Consider the following 16,709-nt stretch of genomic DNA (forward strand, 5'->3'; position numbering starts at 1 on the left):
ATGCACGAGGATTGCTCGATTAGCCGTGATCGCCACGGCTGGATCATGCCACGCACCAGCGACCCCGCCGCAACGACCCCACCGTTGTCAGCCGAACTCACCGGAGTCGATGCCTTCACCACGATGACATGAGTGAGCACGGCCCCTGTGTGAATCCTGAGGAATTCATGCGTCAGGCGGCATGACGGGGCTTCTTCGTTGACGTACCGGTTCCGCAGCCCTGCGCCGGTGAAGAAGGCGTCGATCCTGAACACTCACGTCGGCGGCTTCCGCAGCAGCAGCTCGGTGTCCTGCCACAGGCCGGGCGCAAGCTCCCACTCCCCCGTCGCCATCGCGTCGAACGCCGGCGTGCGCACCGCGCGGGCATCCCCAGCGCGAGCCTTGGCGTACAGCGACGCCCACCGCGCCTCGGCACCCGGGCCGCACGCGGTCACCAGCTCGGCATCGCTGTCCTCGATGACGCGCAGCGCCTGTTCGCTCCACACCCGGCCGAGGTACATGTCCCGCCGCACCACTGTCTCGCCGACGTCGAACCCCCGCACATGGTCACCTCGCTTCCTCACCCCGGCATGCTGCACCGCGGGCAAGCCTTCCCGCAGGGACGCTTCCCCGCAGCGAGGCAGACTTGCCCGGCTGCCGTGCGCGCCTTTCAGTGGCCCGTCGGCTCCGTTCGTCTCCGTTCGTCTCCGTTCGTCTCCGTTCGTCTCCGCCGAGCCAACTCGCCCAGCTTCTTCATCGCCCTGCGCACGTACGACCGCCCGTCCGCATCCTCCGACGTGATCACCTGCGCCACAGCACACACGCCCCGCAGGAACCGAGAACCTGATGAGCCGGGCCTTCGGCGAACTGGCCGCCCACTGGTCCGACATCCTGATGCGCCCCGCCCCGACCGCCTACGCCTGGGATCTGTTCGCCGGCATCGTCCGCCACCACACGAAACGGCTCCGCATCTCCACCACAAGCCCTCTCCAGTACGAAATCGTCGTACTGCACCACATCGCCCGCTGCACCATCGACCGCACCAGCGACACCACCGGCCACGCAGCCGCCGGAGGGTATTCCTGTGCCGTGGGGACGAGTTTCGCAGCCCCGGCGTGGCCTTGTACCGGAACATGACGTAATAGGACGAAACGGCAATCGACGGACCAGGTGTGCAGAACTCCGAATGCCCCAGGCACACTCTGTTTGTCGCAGTCACGTCGTCAAGAGGAAGATTCACGCATGATTACGCTCAAGAAAGAAGACGGCCCGGCGGATCTGGACGGAGTGACCCATCTGTCCATCGGAGTGTCCTGGGATCCCACCGCCGGCAGCAGCGGCGGGATGATGGGAATGCTCCGCCGCAAGTCCGGTACCGACCTCGACCTGATCGCCATCGCGATGCAAGGCGGGGATCCGGTGCGCCTGGCGGGACTCGATTCCCTCGATCCCATGGGTAACGGCTCCTTGGTTCACAGCGGCGACAATCAGACCGGGCGCGGGGACGGCGACGACGAGACGGTGACGGTCGAGTTCGCGCGGATCCCGCCCAACATCACGTCGATAGTGTTCGTCGCCGCCGCCTACAAGAAGGGCAGTTCCTTCCAGAAGGCGCGCAACATCAGCTTCAAGGTGTACGACGCGACCGGGGGCAGTTCCCAGCAGGTCGCCGACATCTGGCCGAGCCTGCTCACCCAGGACAACGGCTGCGCCGTGGCCAAGGCCATACGCGTCAGCGACAGCTGGAAGCTCGAAGTGATCAATACGACGGGGAAGATCAAGCAGGGCAACGAGCACGCCCTGATGCGCTTCGCCGTCAGCAAGTAGCGCGCAACGACCAGCCCGGTCCCGGTCCACGACTGTTCGGTCGGCCGCCGGGCGGTCGCGCGTTCACCGGCACTGGCCAGCCCCGTTTCGTAGGCGACAAAGACGGCTTGAACTCGGTGGCAGCGTCCGAGTTGGCGCCCGCAATCCACGCCCGCCAGACATCCACCGACCGACCGGGCGATTCGAGGGGCGCGCTGGCGAGCCTGTCCGGCTCCATCAGCGCGCAGTCGACGTCGGACACCTCAAACCCGCCAAGGTCTGGCGTCGGGACAACCAAGGCAACGGTCTCGACATCACCGACCGGGGGGCATCGACCTGGCCAGGGCGATTTCAAAGTCGAGGTGATCTTGTAGGTGTGCAGGTCACGACGGTATGACGATGTCCGGTGGGCGCGCGACGTACGCAACGAAGCTCCGTTGTGCAGGTGACCTTCCCAAGTCGCCTTCGCCCAACGGAGCTTCGATGTGCCGCCAGTCTGCCAGCGTCTGCCAGATCAAGTCGCGCTCGCGTCAGCACCGTGCGCTCGTGGGACTGCCGCAGCGGCTGGCCACGCTGGCTGATCCGCGCGATCGGCGCGGGAAGCGTCACTCGTTCGTCAGCGTGCTGCTGATCGCCTGCTCGGCGGTGCTGACCGGAGCCCGATCGTTCGCGGCGATCGGGCAGTGGGCCTGCAGCGCCCCGCAGGACGCCCTCGCCCGGCTCGGCGTTCGCATCGCGCCGAGCGCGGCGACCATCCGCCGCGTCCTGAACGCCGTCTGCCCGGGCGGGTTCGCCGATCTGCTCGGGGCCGACCCCGACCGGGGCCGACACCCTGGCGGTGGACGGCAAGAGCGCCCGCGGCTCGCGCACCGGCGATGGCCCGGCCGCCCACCTGCTGGCCGCGATGATGGATGCGGGGATGACCGTCACCCAGCTGCGGGTGCCTGGCAAGACCAATGAAATCACCCGCTTCGCCGCCCTGTTGGAGTCATATGACCTGGCCGGAGTGACGGTCACCGCCGACGCGCTGCACACCCAGCGGGAGCATGCCCGCTTTTTGGCCCAGAACAAGAAGGCGCATTACGCCTTCACTGTGAATTCGCAATTCCTGATTGGCAGCCGAGTAGTCGTGGGGTGCCGGGCGGCCAATCACTGAGAGCCACAAGCGGCAGAGCCTTTTGAACCACCCCCGACGCCCCTGGGCGGGTCAACCATACGAAGGGCTCACCGCATCCCGCAGAACAACGTAGGGAGCCTTTTCCAACCTCAGGCCGACGTGGCCAGGGGCATGACGGGGTCTGGCACGAGCAGCGCGAGCAGTCGTGAGGTAGCACCGGTTGCGACCCAAGCTCGCCGCTATGTCGGACAGATACTGACCTAATTCACGCCTATCGTCGCTGCCGGCCACCAACATCAGCGAAAGGACCGTGATGTCCGAGCACACCAACGCCGCGCCGAAGGGCTACACCACCGTTGCGCCCTGGGTCGTCACCGACGACACGGGGGCTTTCCTCGACTTCGTCGCCCAGGCGTTCGGGGGTGAGGAGCTCGGGCGGGTGTCGACCGAGGATGGCTTGATCGGTCACGGTGAGATCCGAGTCGGCGACACCGTCGTGTTGGCCTTCGACCGACACTCGGACTGGCCCACCATGCCGAGCCTGCTGCGCGTGTTCGTCGCCGACGCGGACAAGGCGTTTTCACAAGCCGTCGCAGCCGGCGGCCATGTCGTCACTTCCCTGGCCGACGACGCCTTCGGACAGCGCGGAGGGCGTATCAAGGACCCCTTCGGCAACATCTGGTGGGTGGTCAGCTGCGTTGAGGACGTCTCTGAAGGCGAGATGTGGAAGCGGCTGCAGGACCCCGTCTACGCCGATGCCATGCGCGTGGCTCAGGAGACACTCGACGCCGAGTTCAGCAGTCGAGACCACGGACGCAGCAGTGCCCCTGTCAGGACAACCGGCTGACCCGTGCTGGTCAGGGTTCGCATGGGCCGGCCCGGTAGCCGGTGAGCGTTTCCAACCGGCTTCGGCAGCCTGCCAGTTGGCCTGACGCAGGGGGTGAGGCCCCCTGGCAGATGGGTCCGCGTCCAAGAAATCCGCCACTGCCAGAGGCTTCATGTGCTTGTTCACCCGTCCGGGCCGGACGTGTCCACTTCCGCCCTCCGCTTCCTCCGCCCGCCTGCGGGAAAACCGCCGCGGGCTGGGCACGCGATGGCGGCGCCTGAGCGCAGGCCAGCAGGCCCTGCTCGCCGTCGCCCATCTCCGCAACGGTCATTCGTATGCGCAGCTCGCGGCCGGATTCGGCGTGGGTGCCACCACCGCCTACCGCTGCATCACCGAGGGAGGTTGAGGTCCTGGCCGCCCTCGCCCCGACGCTCGCCGAGGCGATCCGGGCGGCGTCGACGAAAGCATTCGTCCTGCTGGACGGGGCGTTGCTGCCGATCGACCGGGTCGCCGCCGACCGGCCCTTCTACTCAGGCAAGCACAAGAAACACGGGATGAACGTGCAGGTGAGAGCAGATCCTTCCGCCGTCGGCCGATGGCCTCACCAGCCCTGCCCGGGGCCGTCCACGACGTCCGTGCGGCCCGCGGGCACGGCATCATCGACGCACTTGGCGAGGGTGGCGTCAACTGCTGGGCCAACAAGGGCTACCAAGGCGCCGGAGGCACAGTCTTTGTTCCGTGTCGCGGCCAGCGGGAGACGCCTTCTGCAGGGCAGCAGGCCGTCAATCGATCCCACGCGAAGATCCGGGCCCTCGTCGAGCAAGCCGTCGCCACCCTCAAGTCTGGCGGCTCCTCCGCAAGTTTCGTTGCTCGACCACCCGCATCACGGACCTCGTCCAGGCCGTCCTCCGTCTGCATCTGACCAGCTCGACCCGAGGATGGAAAACGCTCACTATCTCGTGACTCACCTGCGGAAACGAAGTGGGGCCCGGTCAGCCGACGGCCGACCGCACCGGTTGTGTGAGGTGCCGCCACAAGAAGGTATGCACCAGGGCCTTGTTGTGGGCGGACTGTTCGTTGTCGCCGGCGCCCGCGTGGCCACCACCGGTGTTCGCGTGGAGCAGGACCGGGTGACCGAGCTCGCGCAGACGCGCGGCCGCTTTGCGGGCATGGCCGGGGTGGACGCGGTCGTCACGGGTGGAGGTCGTCAGAAGAACCGGCGGGCAGACCTGGTCCGCGGTGAGCTGGTGGTAGGGGGAGAGCGAAGGGAGGTGGGGGCGATCGGCTTCGGTGTCCGGGTTGCCGTACTCGGCGGTCCAGGACGCGCCGGCGAGGAGCTTGTGAAAGCGAAGCATGTCCAGCAGCGGTACCTGAGCGACGATCGCGCCGAACAGGTGCGGGTAACGGGTGATCATCGCGCCCATGAGCAGGCCGCCGTCGCTTCCCCCGCGGCGCCCAGCAGGGCCGGGGTGGTGATGCCCCGCGCGACGAGGTCTGCGGCGACGGCCGCGAAGTCCTCGACTTTCCGCCCCACCTGCTGCCGGCGTGCTGTCTCACAACCAGCCGCGGCGGGCCGCGATCACTCCGGCCTGGAAGCGGTTGGCGGCGCCGAGGAGGTCGTGCAGGCGGCTGATGCGGCGGCGCATGGTGCGGACGGACCAGCCGAGCTGGCGGGCTATCGCCTCGTCCTTGAGGCCGCTGACCAGGAGAGTGAGGACGAGTCGGTCCTCCTCGCCGAGGGGGTCCTCGGCGGGGGCGTTGAGGGGCAGAGCCTGCTTCCAGCACATTTCCCAGTAGCCGGTGAGGGCATCGAGCAGGGTGGACGGGCGGATCACCGCGGCGCGGACGTCGTTGAGGTCGAGGGAGAGCGGCATCAGGGCGAGCTTGCGGTCGGCGATGGCGAGTTTGATGCCCAGGCCGGGCAGGACGCGGGCCTGTTCGCCGTGCCGGACCAGCTCGCGGATGTCGTCGAGGACGCCCGGCCATTCCAGGGCCTCGGGGGCGTAGACCGCGCGGTACCGTACGCCGCGGCCGAGCGCCGTCGCCTCCACCGGGTTGGAAGTGGTCAGGGCGTACGGCGGCCGGTCCAGGGTCATCACGTCCTCGTGGGCCTCCTGCTGAAGGCGGACGAACCAGCGGCCGAGCGCCTCACTGCCGGTGGTGATCTCCACCTCGTCCTCATAGGTCGCGCCGGTGCGCGCGGCGGCGAACAGCCGGGACAGCTCGTCGGCCGCCGAACGGACCCGCTCCAGCTCATTGCTTCTGGCCCGCACCAGCGCCTCGACGGCGGCGCCCGGCTCGATCGCGGCGTACCGGCGGCGGGAGCCGGCGAGCCGGCCGACCAGCCCGTGGTCGCGGAGCCGGTCCAGCGCCCTGGCGATGCGCTCGGCCGAACAGTCGAGATCCGCGGTGAGTTCGGCAGGCGCCGCCGTCCGCCGGGTCAGGACGGCGCGGTAGACGCTCTCGTCGAACGGATCGATGCCTGCCGCCGTGAGTTGCGGTGTCTCGGGAGTCATGGACGGATGGTGGCCCAATTGTGCCAGCGGCAGCAATGGGCCACGGAGATCAGTTGTGCGGCAAGTGCCCTCACCACTAGGACCTTTATGCATGGCAATGAAGTCACGAAGATCGCGTCATGCCGCCCTCGCCGCCGTTGTTCTCGCCGGCACGTTGGCGGCGACACCGGGTGCCGCCAACGCGTCCACGCCCGATCCGTCGCAACGAGTGCTCGTCGAACTGTCCGGGAACCCAGCGGTCACCGCCGCGCCCGGTGGATCGCTGCTGTCCGCCGAGGCCGCCCGCGGCGTCGGTGCCGCCCGCCGCGCGCTCGACGCGCGGCAGGAGACGTTCCTCGGCTCGGCGAAGAGCGCCGGGCTGCACCCTTCGGCGACCCGCAAACTGGGTCTGCTCATCGATGCCGTGGCAATGACGGTGCCCGCGTCCGAGGTGGGGCGACTGTCCTCGCTGCCGGGCGTCACCGCCGTCCGCCCCGACACCCGGGTGCTGACGAAGACGGACGTGAGCGTGCCGCTGATCGGCGCACCCGGCGTCTGGCAACGCAAGGACCCGGCCGGAAGCCGCGTCACCGGCAAGGGGACCACCGTCGCGATCCTGGACAGCGGCGTGGACTACACCCACCCCGACCTGGGCGGCGGACTCGGCAAGGGGCACAAGGTCGTCGGCGGGCACGACTTCGTCAATGGTGACGAGGACCCGATGGACGACAACGGCCACGGCACCCACGTCGCCGGCATCATCGCGGGCAAGGCGGCTGAGAAGGGCGGCGTCACCGGCGTGGCGCCCGGCGCGAATCTGCTGGCCTACAAGGTGATGGACGCCGACGGCTCCGGCTACACGTCGGACATCATCGCCGGAATCGAGGCGGCCTCCGATCCGGCCAACCCGCACCGCGCCGATGTCATCAACATGAGCCTCGGCGGCCCCGGCGACGGCACCGACCCGCTGGGCCGCGCCGCGACCGCGGCCGTACAAGCCGGTGTGGTCGTGGTGGCCGCGGCCGGCAACGACGGACCGGGCACGGGTACGGTCAGCAGCCCCGCAACGGCCGACGGCGTGGTCGCGGTCGGCGCGTCGACAAGTAATCTGCGGCTGCCCAGCGCCTATCTGGCCGGCAAGAAACCCGAGTTGATCCAGACCTACCGCGGCATCCTGTCCGCGAACCCGCCGGAGCACCCCGTCACGGCGCCGCTCGTCGATGTCGGCGAGGGCACCGCCGAGGACTGGAAGCGGGTCGGCGACGTACGCGGAAAGATCGTACGGGCCGAGATGCTCATCGCCTCCGACGCCCGGTACCTGACGGCCAGCGCCGTGGAGTGGGCGAAGGAGGCGGAGAAGCGCGGCGCGATCGCCGTGCTGGCCGGCCTGCCCTCCAACGACGGCCCGGTGTTCGTCGCCGGAGCACCGGGAGAGGTCCGGCCGCCGGAGGTGAACCCTGAGCCGGGAGTGGCCCAGGTGCCGTCTTCGTCCGCGCGGATCGACGCCTCCGGCGACTCGCTGCGCATGGACCACCTGGTGGTCATGGGCATCGACTCGACCCAGTACACGGAGTTGAGCGCCCGACTCGCTGCCGGGAAGGCCTCGGTGACGCTGCGCGGCACCGACACCACCGACCGGATCGCCTCGTTCTCCTCACGCGGTCCCGCACAGGGCTTCGGTTTGAAGCCGGATCTGGTCGCACCGGGCGTGGAGATCCGCTCCACCGTGCCCAAGGCACTGTACGGGCCCGGCCAGTACCGCATGTCGGGCACGTCGATGGCGGCCCCGCACGTCGCTGGTGCCGCGGCCCTGCTGCGCCAGCTGCACCCCGGCCGGACGCCCGCCGAGATCAAGGCCGAACTGATCGGCACCGCGAAGCCGCTGAGCGGCACCGGGCCCACGACGCAGGGCTCGGGCAGACTCGATGTGGCCGCGGCCGCCTCCGTCACGGTCAGCGCCTCACCGGCTTCGGTGTCGTTCGGGCTCGCCGATCTGTCCCGGCGTCACGTCGGCGGCACCGCGAAGGTGACGCTGCGGAACTCCGGCAAGCGCCCGGTCACGACCTCGCTGCGGACCGACGGTCCGGCCACCGTCTCGCCGAAGCGGGTCACCGTACCGCCCGGGAGGACCACGACCGTCACGGTCTCGCTGCGCGTCGCCCGACCGGCGGCCGACACCGAGATCAGCGGCCGTCTCACGGCGACTCCCGACCGGGGATCGGCGATCGGGGTGCCCTACCTGCTCGCCGTCCGGTATCTGGCCGTCCAGGCCGCACCCGACCCGAGCGACGGTCACTCGACCGTGCACATCGCCCCGCCGACCCGTCTGGCCGCACCGCCGGTCGTCACCGTCACCCCGCCTCGCGGCAAGGCCGTCGACGTCACTTCCACGCTCGATCCCACCAGCGGCTACTACCGGGCTGAGGTGACCGGCAGCGTGGCCGGCGCCTACCGGGTCTCGGTACGCGGCACCGCCGGCACCGGGCAGCGGCTCACCGGCGCCGGCGCCTTCGAGGTCACCCCGGTCGACAGCCGCAGGAACCGCTGGAAGCCGGTAGGTCCCAACAGCCAGGCCGGCTCCATCACCCTCTCGTCGAGTCGGCCGAAGCAGGCCGTCCTCACCCAGTACCAGAAGGCGGCTCCCTGGCTGACCACCGACAACGGCGCCTCCTGGCGCCAGTTGGGACGACTGCCCGTCGCGGACGGAACGGGTCCGCTCGTGGTGGACGCGAAGAATCCTGACCGCTGGTGGTACGCCGTGAACAGCATTCACGACGGCAGTCGCCGGGGCGCCATCCTGCGCACCGATGACAACGGGCGGACCTGGCGCACGCTCGACGTCCCGGACACCCGCATCGCGGCGCTCGCCGCCGATGAACGGACCCGCACCCTGGTCGCGGTCACCTCGGACGCACTGCTGGTCAGCACGGACGCGGGCGACCACTGGACGACGTATCCGACCGGCGTCACCGGCGGCATCACCGCCGCCGCCGTCGTCGGCGACACCCTCTATATGACGACGTATCACGGCGTCTGGGCCCGCTCCGGCATCGGCTCGGGCAACCCCGGCGAGGCACGCCTGCTCTTCGACCCGTCCGGCGAGACCGTCGGCGGGCTGGCCGCCGACTCCTCGGTCGTGGCGGTGTATGTCCCGGGCCGGGGAGTTGTCGGTTCCCGTGACGGCGGAGAGACCTGGACCACCCTGCTGTCCATGACGAACGGCGGACTCCGCCTGACCATCTCGGGTGACGACCTGTACCTGAGCACGCTGTCCGGCAGCGGCCGTCTCAGCCGCGACCACGGGCAGACGTGGACCACGGTCGCCGCGCCGTCGCGCGCAGCGGTACCGATGGACTACGACCGTTGGGCCGACGGTTCCGTCACCGTCTCCAGCGAGCAGGACGGTCTCTACCGGGGTGCCGCGGACGGCACCGGGTATCGGCGGATCGGCGTCCAGGGACTGACCGTCAACGATCTCGCGGTCAGTGACGGCCATCTTCTCGCCGCCACCGACAGCGCGGTCTACCGCACCGCCCTTCCCGTCGCAAGCCCGGAGTGGGGCCGGTCGGGCGGCGAGGGCAGGAGGGGCGTCACCGTCCCGCAACTTTCCGTGTCGGCCAAGGATCCGAAGGTAATCTGGAAGGTGCGGCGCACCGCGTTCGGCTCATTCACCGTCGAGCGCAGCGGCGATGGCGGTGCCACTTGGGAGAAGAGGGGCAGTTCGGCGGAGGTGCCGACGGCGCTCCTGGTCCACCCCGCCGACCCGAACCGGGTCATGGTCAGCTTCCAAAGCCTGCTGGGCCAGGGGCTGTTCGCCACCAGCGACGGCGGCGCGACGTGGAAGAACCTCTACCACGAGCGCTCCTTCGACACCATCGCGGGCGACCCTGCAAATCCGCTGCGCCTGTGGCTCGGCAACACCGCCGGTCTCTACCGGTCTGACGACGGCGGGGTGACCGTCACCAAAGTCGCCGACGGCCCGGTGACCGCGATCGACCTCGACGGACGGCGTCTCGTCGTCGGCGGCGAGAGCGTCCGCGTCAGCACCGACGGCGGCCGGACCTTCCGCACCGCGGACACCGGCGCTCTCGCGATCCATGTCTCCGACCTGCTCCGGGTCAAGGACACGCTCTACGCGGCCACCACCAGCTCCGGGGCCAGCGGCCTCCTGCAAGGCGGCCGCGGCGTACTGCGCAGCACCGACCACGGTCTGAGCTGGCACAACATCTCAACCGGCCTGCAGAACACCGACACCACCAAACTGGCCGCGAGCCCCGACGGTCGCACGCTCTACGTCGGCACCGTCGACGGCGGCGTGCACCGTCTCAACCTGCGCCACTGATCACTACGGACCGGGCGCCCGGACGAAACCTCTGTCCGGGCGCCCGGTCCACGCGTTGACGCGGCCGCTGGATCAGCGCAACAGCCACGACGGCCGGGCCGCCCAGCGCGGGCGCTTCAGCGGCGGTTTCGGTGCGGATTCCAGCCCGGGTGGGGTACTGCGGCCAGCAAGGCCTTGGTGTAGTCCGTGTCCGGCGCGTGCAGAAGCTGCGCTGTCGGACCGCGTTCCACCACTCGGCCGCCGGACATCACCATCGCGTCGTCGCTGATCTGATGGACGACGGCCAGGTCGTGGGAGATGAAGACATAGCTGATGCCACTCCGCTCGCGGATGTCGGCAAGGAGGTTGAGGATCGGCGCCCGGATCGATACGTCCAGCGCCGCCACCGCCTCGTCCAGGACGAGCACTTGGGGTTCGACGGCGATCGCGCGCGATCGCGACGCGTTGGCGCTGGCCGCCCGAGAGCTGGCGGGGCAGCATCGCGGCATGCCGTTCGGCCAACCCCACTGATTCCAGGAGCTCCAGGGCCCGGGCACGCCGTTCTTTGTCCGTCATCAGGACGTGCAGGGCAAGGCTGGTCTCGATGACGTCGCCGATGCGCTGCAATGGGTCGAGTGAGGAGTACGGGTCCTGGAAGACGATCTGGCTCTCCCTCGCCCGGCGGCGGCGCTCGGCAGAGGTGGTGCGGCGGTTTCGGACTCTGCCGCAGACGCTGACCGTCCCGCTGGTGGGGTTCTCCAGTCCGAGCAACATGCGGGCGACCGTGGCCTGCCCGAGCCCGACTCCCCCACGACCGCCAGCGATTCGCCACGGGCGACGGTGAAGGTCACGTCGTCGACGGCGACGGCCAGGCCGGCACCACACAGCGCTACTACCGTGTCGGCGAAGAACGCCGCCGCGAAGCCGTCGATCGGGTCACCACGATGCAGTTCGACCGGCACGGCACACGTATCTGGCGCCAGGCCAAAACCCTGCTCGACTCCGAACACGCACGCCGCGCAATCGGTTCGGGCCAAGTCCCCTACGGCACCTGCACCGAACCGTCGAACGTGACCGCCGCCGGGCACGACTGCCCTGTGCGCTTTCGCTGCGTGGGCTGCGGGCACTTCCGCACCGATGTCTCCTATCTCCCCGACCTGGAGGCATACCTCGCGGACCTGCTGCGCAACCGCGAGCGCCTGGCCGCCTTCGCCGACGCCGACAGCTGGGCGAAAAGCGAGGCGATGCCGTCGGACGACGAAATCACCCGCGTCCGCCGCCTGGTGCAACGCGTCCGCCAAGACCTCGAAGACCTCACTGACGACGACCGCGCCCAGATCCAGGAAGCAGTCACCGTGGTCCGCCGCACCCACACCGTCTCCCTCGGCATGCCCCGCATCCGCCAGCCACTGCCCGACCTGCGTCCCGGAAGGACCGCATGACCAACCCCATGGCCGACGGCCGGCGGGCCGACTCGGCCCGCCGCCGCGAACGCGTCCTCACCGCCCTCGACGCCCTCCTGCGAAACAACCAGGACATCACCGTCTCCGGCCTCGCACGAGCGGCACGAGTCGACCGCACCTTCCTCTACCGGCACCGTGACCTGCTCGAACGCGTCCACGCCGCTGCCACCGCTCCACCGCAGGAGGGTCGGATCAGCGCGGTCAGCCGAGTCTCGATGCAAACCGACCTGGCCAACGCGCTGGAGCGCAACAGCCGTTTGTCGTCCGGGGTGCGGCAACTGGAGAAGCGCCTGTCCGCCATGCTCGGCGAGGCGGCCTGGACCGAGTCCGGCCTCGGGGCCGCGACCGACATCGACCAGCTCCAGCGACGTATCACGATGCTGGACCAGGAACTCGTAGCCACACGAGGCCAACTCGACGAACGGACCGAAGAGCTGGAGGCCGCCCGCGCCGCCCACCGCGAGCTGACACGGGCCCTGAACCAACGCGCGTGAACGGCCGCCCGGACGAGCTCACGGAATCTGCGAAAGCTTCCCCGCCGCGAGACCGAGTCTGGGGACCGGGGCCGGTCCTCTAGACGGTGACCAGGGATTGGTCCGGGCTGAGGTAGTACACGGCGGTCTGTTCGGCGTGCGGGGCAAGCAGCCCCTGCAGCTCCAGCGCTGCGGCCTTCAGGAGGTGGCCGTCACGGGTGGCGTGGAGGGTTTCGAGGACGAAGGCGACGTGGGTGGAGTCTTCTGTGACGCGGGTGCGGTGTGCGTCGCGGTGGTTCCAGTGGCGGGTCAGGACGCCGGTGGTGTCCGTGTAGATGATCTCGCCGGGCTTGGGGCTCTCGACGGTGTCGGGCTCGCCGAGCGGGGTGAACTCTTCGCTGCCGTCCGCGTACCGGATGTCGACGTCGCCGGTGACGTGGTCCAGGTCGAAGGCGCCGGCGGGCAGCCCGTGGTGGACGGAAACCGCGTTGTAGGAGTCGACGGCCGGGTTGATGCGCGGCAGGGTGCCCTTCTTCGTGAAACGGCGGCCGAGCGCGTCGACGCTGGGGCGGATGCGGCGGGGGTTGGTACCGAAGGACCGGTAGGCGGTGTGCCACGCCTCGATCCTCGGGTCCGTGTCGTCGGCGGGCTGCCAGGTGCCGTCGGCGAGCTGCTGTTCCAGGTCCTGAAGGGCGGTGGTGGTGTCGGCCCAGGGTTCACGGCCGCCCAGGCCGGTGGCGGTGACCACGCCGATGAGGGTGTCGGGGAAGGCGTCGGCGACGGCGGGGGCAATACGGAAGGCTGTCATGAAGGGCTCCGTTCCTCGGTGCGGGCGGGCGGGGGTGGGGGTTAGGGCTTCCAGGGGCCGATGCGGTCCAGGCGGCGGCGCTGCTGCCGTGCGGTGGGAACGTCGAGGCCTTGTCCGCGTTCGGTGAGGCGGTCGGCGACGTCGGCACGCTGTTCGACGGGCTTGTGGTCGTCGTACTTGAACTTCGCCCGCACGTCGGTGACCTGGAGGCGCAGGCCGCGGATGCCGGACAGCATCCGGCCGTAGGGCGGCTGGTCGACGGCGACCGGGGCGTGGTCGCCTTCGGGCTGGAAGTGGGCGAGCTGGCGGCGCAGCAGTTCGGCCTTGGCCTCGGGGGCGTCGACCATGTGGGCGTGACAGGTGAACTGCACGGCCGCGTAGTAGCTGGTGGGGACGCCGTCGGTGGGCGGGATGTCGGGCTTGGCGCGCCAGGGGCCGGGGATGAAGGCGTAGTCGCCGATGACGGTGAAGGTGACGTTCGGATCGTGCTCGATCGCCTTCCAGACCGGGTTGGGTCGGGCGAGGTGGATCAGCAGGTCGGCGTTGTCGGTGGTGAAGTGGGTGGGGACGACGGCGGGCGGCTGGCCGGGCGGGCCGTTGACGCTCAGCTGGCCGAAGTCGTGGCCGGCGGCGATCCAGGTCTGCCATTCGGCCTCGTCCAGGTCGGCGTCCCAGGGCTGGATGAACATGCTGCTCTCCTTGCGCGATCGATGGGATGGGCTGCAGGTCAGGTCAGGGCGAGGAGGCCGACGGCGACGGCGGCGGTGCCGAGCCCGACCAGCTGGCCGCGGTGGATCCGTTCGGCGAGCACGCTGCGGGCGAGCAGGACCGTTCCCGCCGGGTAGAGGGCGGTGATGACGGCGACGACGGCGAGGTCCCCGCTGCGGGCGGCCGTGAGGAACAACAGGTTCGCCACCGAATCCAGCACGCCGGCCGCCGCCGACACCGCGTAGGCGGGCCGCTCGGAGCCCAGCCTGCGGAACATCAGCCCGGCCGCGGCCAGGGTGACGGCCGAGGAGACTGCCCGGCCCACGATCAGCGGGGCCACCCCGCTGTCCGAGGGCGCCTGGTGCAAGAAGACCAGCTGGAGGGCGATCGCCGCACCGGCACCGAGAGCCAGCAGCAGCGCCGTACGGGAGGGCCGCGCCGACCCTGCGCCGTGTCCGGCACTGACCATCACCACCGCGGCGAGCGCGAGCGGCAGACCCACCAGTCCGGCGACGCCCAGGTGCTCGCCCTGCAGCAGGCCCACGCCCACGGGAAGCATGGCGGACACCAGTGCCGTCACGGGCGAGAGCACGTTCATCGGGCCGATCGCCAGGGTGCGGTAGAGCAGGGCGAACGCGGCGGCCGAGGCGACCCCGGACACGGCACCCCAGCCAAGGGCGCCGGCACTGAACGACGCGCCGAGCACCGGCCAGAGCATCAGCTCGACCGCGAGAGAAGCCGGGGCCGCGATCATCACGGTGCGCAGCACATGGGCCTTGCGGGCGCCGAGGCCGCCGAGGAAGTCGGCGCACCCGTAGGCGAGGGAGCTGCCCAGGGCCAGCAGCAGAGCGATCACGGTACATCCCTTACTATTCAATGGAACGACTAAACCGTACAACGGACCGACCGTTGCGTGTCAACCAACCGACCGCACGGTGCATTCCAGTGGTCCACCGGCAAGGATGGTGATCGGATGGCCGAGACGGACGCAGCCCTGCGGCAGCTCGCGCACAACGTCAGGGCGGCCCGCACCCGCGCCGGCCTGTCCCTGGACGAACTCGGCCGGCGCGCCAGGGTCAGCAAGGGCGCCCTGGTCGCACTGGAGAAGGCGCAGGGAAACCCGAACTTCGCGACCCTGGTCCGGCTGGCCGACACCCTCGGCGTATCCGTGTCTGCCCTCATGGAAGGACGGACCGAGGGCCATGTCCGCGTCGTGTCCGCCGACACGGTGATGCCGCTGTGGACCGGCGAGCAGGGCAGCGAAGCCCGGCTCATGCTGACAACATCGGGCCCGGCCCCCACCGAGGTCTGGCGCTGGCAACTCCGGCCGGGCGAGGAATACCCCAGCCACCCCCACCAGGCCGGGGTCGTGGAAACCGTCAGCGTCACCGCCGGCCGGATGACCCTTGTCGTCGACGGCACCGAGCACCCCGTCGAAGCCGGACAGACCGCCACCTTCGACGGCGACTCCCCCCACACCTACCGCGGCACCGGCACCGAAACCTGCCACCTGATCATGACCGTCCACCTGCCGCCCGGCCCCGCCTCCACGACCTGATCCCCACAGCGCGGGTCGGCCGGTAAGCCGCGCGAAGAACCCCGGCCTTGCGGATCACCTGAACCGGCGATAGCGCTACACCTGTTGCGCTTGCTACATTCGCCCAGAATCGCGCTGAGCTGCAGAGAGTCGTCCTGACTCGCCTCGCGCCACAGCAGCTCCCCCGGAGAACTGGGGGAAGTCGCACTTATTAGGCACACGTCAATGCCACGTGCTGTTCGAATTTTGAATGCGAATGATGCTCCGAACCTGTGACGTCGGTCGATAGGTGGCCGTCTCGATCGACAGTTGGCCAGCACTCTGCCTGTGTCGTGCGTCAGTGAATCGTGAGCGTGTGCCATCGGGCTTTGAGGGCACCCGGGATGGCCCCTTGGTACACGAACGCGTGACATACCCACACAACAGCCACTTGGCGCGCATAGCGTCGTTACTTTGTGTGATCCCGGCATGGGGTCGGGAATGAGAGAAGGCTGTTTCATGCGGTTTGTAACAACGACGGGGCGACGCGTCCTGACGATTTTGGCCCTCGCAGCATCCGCTGTGGCCACGGCATCCACCACAAACGCGTCGGGCGCAGGCCTGCAGAACGAGACCTTTCAGATCCAGACCTTCGCCCACAAGTGCCTCGACGTGAGGGAGCAGAGCCGGGCGGACGACGTCCCGATCATCCAGTACGAGTGCGCCGGCACGGCCAACCAGCGGTTCAGGATCAGGCAGGTCGGCGACGGCGAGTTCGAGATCCGGACCTTCGCCGACAAGTGCCTCGACGTAAAGGAACAGAGCCGGGCGGACGACGTCCCGATCATCCAGTACGAGTGCGCCGGCACGGATAACCAGCGGTTCAGGATCGTCGCCTGACCCGGCTGCCGGACAGAACGCGGCGGGGCCACGACCGGGCCCCGCCGCATCGCACGTCCAGCGACTACGAGTAGCCCGGACAAGGCTCTCAAGAGCCGCGAACCTGACGCCAGGCGCCTCGTCATCGTGGTGTTCGCCGTTGGTCCGCCTGCGGGCGTGACACCCGCATACCCCAGGTGGAACACGCGGGTTCGCCTGCCGACTCGCCCCGCACTCAGCAACAGCGATACTCCTCAGCGTCACTGCCGTCTCCGCCCGGAACCGCGAGGGCGAGCGGAGGCGGCCCACCGGCGGCCT

General features: G+C 69.5%; 15 protein-coding genes and 4 pseudogenes. 11 read left to right on the forward strand and 8 right to left on the reverse strand.

The genetic code is table 11. The annotated features are described in order from the left end of the window. Nucleotides 1-254: 254 nt before the first annotated feature. A complete protein-coding gene (locus tag ACGFU7_RS36595) occupies nucleotides 255-563 on the reverse strand; it encodes a hypothetical protein (protein WP_393701826.1) in 309 nt (102 codons plus the stop codon). Between the two features lie 262 nt (nucleotides 564-825). On the opposite strand from ACGFU7_RS36595, the gene ACGFU7_RS36600 reads away from it, so the two are divergent. The 6 genes and pseudogenes from ACGFU7_RS36600 (at nucleotide 826) to ACGFU7_RS36625 (ending at nucleotide 4,691) form a co-directional block, all read left to right on the forward strand. Continuing rightward, nucleotides 826-1,116, forward strand: coding sequence for a hypothetical protein (locus tag ACGFU7_RS36600; protein ID WP_393701828.1), 291 nt, complete (start codon nucleotides 826-828; stop codon nucleotides 1,114-1,116). Nucleotides 1,117-1,221: 105 nt separating this feature from the next. After that, on the forward strand, nucleotides 1,222-1,806 hold the full coding sequence (locus ACGFU7_RS36605; RefSeq protein WP_393701830.1) for a TerD family protein: 585 nt from the start codon (nucleotides 1,222-1,224) through the stop codon (nucleotides 1,804-1,806). Nucleotides 1,807-2,268: 462 nt separating this feature from the next. Continuing rightward, nucleotides 2,269-2,529: pseudogene (locus ACGFU7_RS36610) on the forward strand (transposase family protein); the annotation flags it as partial. A gap of 94 nt (nucleotides 2,530-2,623) precedes the next feature. Continuing rightward, on the forward strand, nucleotides 2,624-2,941 hold the full coding sequence (locus tag ACGFU7_RS36615) for a transposase (RefSeq protein ID WP_393701832.1): 318 nt from the start codon (nucleotides 2,624-2,626) through the stop codon (nucleotides 2,939-2,941). A gap of 274 nt (nucleotides 2,942-3,215) precedes the next feature. Beyond that, nucleotides 3,216-3,749: a VOC family protein gene (locus tag ACGFU7_RS36620; protein WP_393701834.1), complete on the forward strand. Its 534-nt coding sequence runs from the start codon at nucleotides 3,216-3,218 to the stop codon at nucleotides 3,747-3,749. A 153-nt stretch (nucleotides 3,750-3,902) separates the two neighbouring features. After that, nucleotides 3,903-4,691: pseudogene (locus tag ACGFU7_RS36625) on the forward strand (transposase family protein). Between the two features lie 29 nt (nucleotides 4,692-4,720). Here ACGFU7_RS36625 and ACGFU7_RS36630 read toward each other — a convergent pair. After that, a pseudogene (locus ACGFU7_RS36630) lies at nucleotides 4,721-5,256 on the reverse strand (prolyl oligopeptidase family serine peptidase); the annotation flags it as partial. A gap of 25 nt (nucleotides 5,257-5,281) precedes the next feature. Next, nucleotides 5,282-6,244: a helix-turn-helix domain-containing protein gene (locus tag ACGFU7_RS36635; protein ID WP_393701835.1), complete on the reverse strand. Its 963-nt coding sequence runs from the start codon at nucleotides 6,242-6,244 to the stop codon at nucleotides 5,282-5,284. Nucleotides 6,245-6,335: 91 nt separating this feature from the next. Between ACGFU7_RS36635 and ACGFU7_RS36640 the strand changes: the two genes are divergently transcribed. Continuing rightward, nucleotides 6,336-10,565 (forward strand): S8 family serine peptidase, encoded by a 4,230-nt coding sequence (locus tag ACGFU7_RS36640; RefSeq protein WP_393701837.1) that lies wholly within the window; start codon nucleotides 6,336-6,338, stop codon nucleotides 10,563-10,565. Nucleotides 10,566-10,681: 116 nt separating this feature from the next. On the opposite strand, the gene ACGFU7_RS36645 is transcribed toward ACGFU7_RS36640, so the two are convergent. Then, nucleotides 10,682-10,972 carry an ABC transporter ATP-binding protein gene (locus ACGFU7_RS36645; RefSeq protein ID WP_393701839.1) on the reverse strand — a complete coding sequence of 97 codons (291 nt, stop codon included), beginning with the start codon at nucleotides 10,970-10,972 and terminating at the stop codon, nucleotides 10,682-10,684. 79 nt (nucleotides 10,973-11,051) lie between these two features. Next, nucleotides 11,052-11,318, reverse strand: a pseudogene (locus ACGFU7_RS36650) (ABC transporter ATP-binding protein); the annotation flags it as partial. Nucleotides 11,319-11,488: 170 nt separating this feature from the next. Between ACGFU7_RS36650 and ACGFU7_RS36655 the strand changes: the two are divergent. Together ACGFU7_RS36655 and ACGFU7_RS36660 are read left to right on the forward strand one after the other, a co-directional pair. After that, the gene (locus tag ACGFU7_RS36655; protein WP_393701841.1) at nucleotides 11,489-11,986 is read left to right on the forward strand and encodes a hypothetical protein; all 498 of its coding nucleotides are present in this window, start codon (nucleotides 11,489-11,491) and stop codon (nucleotides 11,984-11,986) included. Next, nucleotides 11,983-12,501: a DUF6262 family protein gene (locus ACGFU7_RS36660; RefSeq protein ID WP_393701843.1), complete on the forward strand. Its 519-nt coding sequence runs from the start codon at nucleotides 11,983-11,985 to the stop codon at nucleotides 12,499-12,501. Before ACGFU7_RS36655 ends, ACGFU7_RS36660 begins: the two co-directional genes overlap by 4 nt. A gap of 79 nt (nucleotides 12,502-12,580) precedes the next feature. On the opposite strand, the gene ACGFU7_RS36665 is transcribed toward ACGFU7_RS36660, so the two are convergent. The 3 genes from ACGFU7_RS36665 to ACGFU7_RS36675 are packed head-to-tail and all read right to left on the reverse strand — an operon-like array spanning nucleotide 12,581 to nucleotide 14,852. Beyond that, the gene (locus ACGFU7_RS36665; RefSeq protein ID WP_393701845.1) at nucleotides 12,581-13,288 is read right to left on the reverse strand and encodes a B3/4 domain-containing protein; all 708 of its coding nucleotides are present in this window, start codon (nucleotides 13,286-13,288) and stop codon (nucleotides 12,581-12,583) included. Between the two features lie 41 nt (nucleotides 13,289-13,329). Continuing rightward, nucleotides 13,330-13,977 (reverse strand): FMN-binding negative transcriptional regulator, encoded by a 648-nt coding sequence (locus tag ACGFU7_RS36670; RefSeq protein ID WP_393701847.1) that lies wholly within the window; start codon nucleotides 13,975-13,977, stop codon nucleotides 13,330-13,332. Between the two features lie 38 nt (nucleotides 13,978-14,015). Next, nucleotides 14,016-14,852 carry an EamA family transporter gene (locus ACGFU7_RS36675; protein ID WP_393701849.1) on the reverse strand — a complete coding sequence of 279 codons (837 nt, stop codon included), beginning with the start codon at nucleotides 14,850-14,852 and terminating at the stop codon, nucleotides 14,016-14,018. Between the two features lie 117 nt (nucleotides 14,853-14,969). On the opposite strand from ACGFU7_RS36675, the gene ACGFU7_RS36680 reads away from it, so the two are divergent. Both ACGFU7_RS36680 and ACGFU7_RS36685 read left to right on the forward strand, forming a co-directional pair. Further along, nucleotides 14,970-15,554 carry a helix-turn-helix domain-containing protein gene (locus ACGFU7_RS36680; protein ID WP_393701851.1) on the forward strand — a complete coding sequence of 195 codons (585 nt, stop codon included), beginning with the start codon at nucleotides 14,970-14,972 and terminating at the stop codon, nucleotides 15,552-15,554. 477 nt (nucleotides 15,555-16,031) lie between these two features. Further along, nucleotides 16,032-16,412, forward strand: coding sequence for an RICIN domain-containing protein (locus tag ACGFU7_RS36685; protein WP_393701853.1), 381 nt, complete (start codon nucleotides 16,032-16,034; stop codon nucleotides 16,410-16,412). Nucleotides 16,413-16,709 lie beyond the last annotated feature (297 nt).

It is taken from the genome of Streptomyces sp. NPDC048473 (assembly GCF_043200155.1).
Classification (GTDB): domain Bacteria; phylum Actinomycetota; class Actinomycetes; order Streptomycetales; family Streptomycetaceae; genus Streptomyces.